The sequence below is a fragment of the Pseudomonas sp. SIMBA_067 genome, assembly GCF_046534675.1.
GTDB classification, from domain to species: Bacteria; Pseudomonadota; Gammaproteobacteria; order Pseudomonadales; family Pseudomonadaceae; genus Aquipseudomonas; species Aquipseudomonas putida.
Genome location: NZ_JAWRYH010000861.1, coordinates 1 through 254, shown reverse-complemented (window position 1 = coordinate 254; position 254 = coordinate 1). Strand labels below are relative to the sequence as shown.

1 protein-coding gene is annotated in these 254 nt (G+C 61.0%); it reads left to right on the top strand.

Annotated features, from left to right (window positions below; genetic code table 11):
- The coding region (locus SB765_RS31655; protein WP_410932758.1) for a TonB-dependent receptor plug domain-containing protein at positions 1-254 on the top strand (254 nt) is incomplete at both ends.

The window sequence follows — 254 nt, the reverse complement described above, 5'->3', positions numbered from 1 at the left end:
CGAGCAACAAAGCTACAAGGCCAGTGATAGCCGCAGCGCCATGAAGATCGACGCCCCCCTGCGCGACATCCCGCAAACCGTCAACGTCGTACCTGAAAGCGTGATCAAGGACCAAGGCGCGCAATCCATGGAAGACGTGCTGAAAAACGTGCCCGGCATCGGCCTGTCCAACGGCGACGGCCAGCGCGACCAGGTGACCATCCGTGGCTTCAGCGCCATTGGTGACATGTACATCGACGGCGTACGGGATGACC